The 4,340-nt window shown below is 37.4% G+C and carries 5 protein-coding genes; all 5 read left to right on the forward strand.

Annotated elements, in window-relative coordinates; translation table 11 throughout:
- Nucleotides 1-499: 499 nt before the first annotated feature.
- The 5 genes from E1I69_RS23780 (at nucleotide 500) to E1I69_RS23800 (ending at nucleotide 4,034) form a co-directional block, all read left to right on the forward strand.
- Nucleotides 500-847: a flagellar basal body rod protein gene (locus E1I69_RS23780; protein ID WP_136381980.1), complete on the forward strand. Its 348-nt coding sequence runs from the start codon at nucleotides 500-502 to the stop codon at nucleotides 845-847.
- Between the two features lie 43 nt (nucleotides 848-890).
- On the forward strand, nucleotides 891-1,538 hold the full coding sequence (locus E1I69_RS23785; RefSeq protein ID WP_136381981.1) for a PspA/IM30 family protein: 648 nt from the start codon (nucleotides 891-893) through the stop codon (nucleotides 1,536-1,538).
- Between the two features lie 99 nt (nucleotides 1,539-1,637).
- On the forward strand, nucleotides 1,638-2,372 hold the full coding sequence (gene liaF / locus E1I69_RS23790) for a cell wall-active antibiotics response protein LiaF (RefSeq protein WP_207308606.1): 735 nt from the start codon (nucleotides 1,638-1,640) through the stop codon (nucleotides 2,370-2,372).
- Complete coding sequence (locus E1I69_RS23795; protein WP_136381982.1) at nucleotides 2,369-3,409, forward strand: sensor histidine kinase; 1,041 nt, start codon at nucleotides 2,369-2,371, stop codon at nucleotides 3,407-3,409. Before liaF ends, E1I69_RS23795 begins: the two co-directional genes overlap by 4 nt.
- Nucleotides 3,402-4,034 carry a response regulator gene (locus E1I69_RS23800; RefSeq protein WP_136381983.1) on the forward strand — a complete coding sequence of 211 codons (633 nt, stop codon included), beginning with the start codon at nucleotides 3,402-3,404 and terminating at the stop codon, nucleotides 4,032-4,034. Before E1I69_RS23795 ends, E1I69_RS23800 begins: the two co-directional genes overlap by 8 nt.
- Nucleotides 4,035-4,340 lie beyond the last annotated feature (306 nt).

Consider the following 4,340-nt stretch of genomic DNA (forward strand, 5'->3'; position numbering starts at 1 on the left):
GCATCAATTTTATCATCCAAAACAGGTATGATTTTAACATATGTTTTGAACAATGACTAATAATTATTAGAAGTCCTAAAATCATTATGCTAATTTTGATGCTAATTTAAACGTAAACTCACATAAACCCCTTTATTACCAACAAAAAAAGAGAAGTGATTCACATTGTGAAACGCTTCCCGAAATATACTGTTAATTGACTTTTTCTCTCCTTGAACCGAACGGGTTATCATAAAGAGCAGGCCCTTTTTTCATTAAAAGGATTTCTGACATATTTTTGATGTCTAGCTCCAGGCACCATCGGCTCGAGGTCATAAGCTAATCGCTTCGGAAGGTAAAATGCACCTTCTGTCAGCGCTTATCTTATGCTTGTCGCCGATAGGCGGGTGCCTTGCGCTTTTCTAAATAAGCCTCAGGACCTAGTGAAAAATATAACTGGGGCTCATTATAGCAAAACAAGAATCAGGATAAGATTGAATCATGAAAGGAGGAAGTAAACATGAAAAAGTTCGGATTGTTTATTCTTGGAGGTATCGCAGCGATTGTGCTTTTATCACATGTAGGTCCAATGATTGGTCTGGCAATCAGCTTAGCGATTCTGTATTTTGCATTTAAAAAGTTTATGAAAACTGACTCAACAGTAGGTAAGGTTATTTGGGCGATTATCGGTGTTCTTGCACTAACAGCATCTGCTTCAAATGTTCCTGCGATTCTAGGACTCGTGGCTGCATACATCCTATATGTTGTCATTAAAAACTGGAAAAAAGAAAAGCACCAAGTCGTTACTGAATCATCTGACCCATTCACTAACTTTGAAAAACAATGGGCTGAATTAAACAAACATTAATTTCTATAGCAAACCACCAAATTAAAAAAGGAGAATGATACAAATGGCAAATTTATTAACTCGAATTAAGGACACAATTTTAGCAGATTTTCATGGCATCTTAGATGAAAAAGAACAGAAAAATCCAATTGCATTGCTTAATCAATATTTACGTCAATGTGAGGCAGAGGTTGAAAAGGTACGCAAGCTGGTAGAGCGTCAGCACTCTCTTAAGGATCAATTTGCAAGAGAACATCGTGAGGCAGCTGCTCTTGCTGAAAAACGTAAATACCAAGCAGGTGTGGCACAGCAAGCAGGCGAAACAGAACTATACGAATTCGCGGTCCAGGAACAGGTTGCATATGAGGAACGTGCTGCTAAATTACAGGAAGCCTTACAAAACGCAGGAGCAGAGCTCATTGGGCTTGAGAAGAAATATGAGGAAATGAAACATAAGCTGAAAGATATGCATATTAAGCGTATGGAATTAATGGGACGGGAGAACATTGCACGTGCCAACCACCGTATGAATCAAGTGCTAGACACAAATGCATATACAAATAAAACATCAAGGACTTTTGAAGAGATGGAATCTTATCTTGATCGACTTGAAAATCAAGTAAATTCCTCTTATAATCGCAACACAATTGATGCAAGAATCGCTCAGCTCGAAAAACAAGTGAAAAATGAAGAAACAGATTCTATTTCTTAGTAGAATCATGGTATTCTAAAGAAGACGTAGACAATCTGCGTCTTCTTATCCCAATTTACGAATAATTCAATGCATTCAATGGAAGGGAGGCTCCGAACCTTGTTAAATAAAATAAAATCAGACAATCTTAATGCATTTATTCTCTTTGGAATTATTTTATTAATTATCGAAATTACATTTTTTAATGGCGGGGTCATCTTCTCTTTTATTATATCGTTTGGATGTATTTATATTGGTCGTAAAAAATTGCCGCGAACCTTTGGGAAAATCCTGTTTTGGTTTGGGTGGATTAGTTTAGCTCTTACCATTTTAGGTATGATGACAGTCAAATTTTTAATACTGGCAGTTCTGATCTATTTACTCATTCAATTTTTTCAATCAAAGAAAAACCCACAATATATAAAACCAGAAATAAAAGAATCACAAAAATCATCCGCACAGGAACCGATTTTAAAACGTCAGCCATTGTTCTGTAACAACATCTTTGGTCAACAAAAAACTCCGGAATACGTATATGAATGGAACGATGTGAATATACAATCCGGAATTGGCGATACCATTATTGATTTGAGTTACACCGTACTGCCAAAAGGGGAGTCGGTCATATTTGTTCGAAATGTGATTGGAAATGTTCAGGTCTTTGTTCCATATGAGATTGAAGTGAAGGTCCATCACTCCGTTCTTTACGGTGCAACCACGATTTTTGAAAATCATGATGCGAAGACGCTGAACCAAACCCTACATTATCAAACTGAACAATATGATTATGCTGAACATAAGTTGAAAATAATAACCACAGTTGGCGTCGGGGACCTTGAGGTGAAACGAGCATGAGTACCGTAAAAAGGCAAATTATTGTTGGTATTTGTGTCTCGGTGTTTTTATTTGTAGCAGCACACGTCATCATGTTTATGGCATTTCCGTTAGCTAAATGGGCTGAACTTTGGCAAACACAACTGATGGATTTGCCTTATATCATTCTTGCCATAAGCCTTAGCTTAATAGCTGGACTTATTTTTGGTATGATCTCTGGTGTCATATGGAGAAAACAATTGCTCTCTTTATCTGATGCAGTCTATCAGATTGAACAAGGAAGGACACTTCCTGAGATTCCTGAAAACCAAACGGCTGAAATCACTACGATTTGGGAACGAATAAAAAAGGTTCAAACCCATATTGCTGAACAAACAAAACTCTCTCAAAAACTTGCGAATGAAAAAGCGGAGGACCAAGAAAAGCGTATGCAAAAAATTGTGTCCGAGGAGCGCAATCGGTTAGCTCGTGAACTTCATGATTCGGTGAGCCAGCAACTTTTCGCAGCATCCATGATGATGTCAGCGATTAATGAGTCAAGGACAAATACGAATGATCGTGAGACCAAACAGTTTAAGCTTGTTGAAGAAATGATTCAACAATCTCAGCTTGAAATGAGGGCGCTTTTACTCCATTTGCGTCCTGTTGCCTTAAAAGGAAAGACGCTACAGGAAGGGATTGGAGAGCTACTAGTTGAACTTGAACAAAAAGTACCAGTCTCCATTGAAAAGAAAATTGAGGAGTTCCAAATTGATAAAGGAATCGAGGACCACTTATTCCGTATTCTACAAGAATCAGTTTCAAACACCCTCAGACACTCGAAAGCAAATCAGTTAGAAGTCCTGTTAATTAAAAGGGATGATTTTGTGATTTTACGGATTGTTGATGACGGAATTGGATTTGATGTCGAACAAGCGAAGACAGGCTCCTATGGGCTCCAAAATATGTATGAACGTGCAGTCGAAATTGGCGGTACGATGCGTATTGTAAGTCTTAAAGAAAAAGGAACTCGGATAGAAGTGAAAGTACCAATGCTAGAGGGTGATGAAAATGATTAAAGTACTATTTGTCGATGATCATGAAATGGTAAGGATTGGGGTTTCATCCTACTTATCAGCACAGCCAGATATTGAAGTTGTTGGAGAAGCAGATGACGGGAAAAAAGCAATTGAACTCGCATTAGAGCTTCGACCTGATATTATTTTAATGGACCTCGTGATGAAGGAAATGGACGGAATTGAAGCAACCAGGAGAATCATTGAAAGTTGGCCAGAAGCTAAAATCATCATCGTAACAAGTTTTATTGATGACGAAAAAGTATATCCAGCGCTCGAAGCCGGCGCAACAAGCTATATGCTTAAAACCTCAAAGGCAAGTGAAATCGCTGAAGCGGTTCGCAAAACGCACCACGGTCAATCGGTTCTAGAACCAGAGGTTACGGGGAAAATGATGGTCCGGATGAGACAAAAGGACACCCATCTTCCGCATGAGGAGCTAACAAACCGTGAAATGGAAATTCTACTTTTAATCGCTGATGGGAAAACAAATCAAGAAATTGCGGATGAACTATTTATCGCTTTAAAAACCGTAAAAGTACACGTAAGCAACATCTTAAGTAAGCTCGAAGTTCAAGATCGGACGCAGGCAGTTATTTATGCTTTTAAACACTCTCTTGTAAAATAAGACAAAATTATATAAATTTCGACAAAAAGACACAGATTACTACCTGTGTCTTTTATTTTTTGGTAATATAGATAAAAGAGATATAAGTCATTTTACCTCATATGGGTAAAAAGAACCATTTTTAAATTGCCATATTTTATACGATAAAGGAAGATTTTTATACCAAAACTACTATTCAGTTTATAGGACAGATGGTATATACTTGAAAAGTCGATAATTGACGAATCTCGTCTGTGACTTTAGTACCCTTTTTGTAATTTAAAAAGGATTTTTGCATATATATATAGCTGTCTCTTATACACATCT

The sequence above is a fragment of the Bacillus timonensis genome, from assembly GCF_004799755.1.
Classification (GTDB): Bacteria; Bacillota; Bacilli; order Bacillales; family Bacillaceae_L; genus Ferdinandcohnia; species Ferdinandcohnia timonensis_A.

Bases quoted from the DNA above. Each gene is read 5' to 3' on its own strand.
- E1I69_RS23780 (WP_136381980.1), top strand. From the start codon at position 500: ATGAAAAAGTTCGGATTGTTTATTCTTGGAGGTATCGCAGCGATTGTG.
- E1I69_RS23785 (WP_136381981.1), top strand. From the start codon at position 891: ATGGCAAATTTATTAACTCGAATTAAGGACACAATTTTAGCAGATTTT.
- E1I69_RS23795 (WP_136381982.1), top strand. From the start codon at position 2,369: ATGAGTACCGTAAAAAGGCAAATTATTGTTGGTATTTGTGTCTCGGTG.
- E1I69_RS23800 (WP_136381983.1), top strand. From the start codon at position 3,402: ATGATTAAAGTACTATTTGTCGATGATCATGAAATGGTAAGGATTGGG.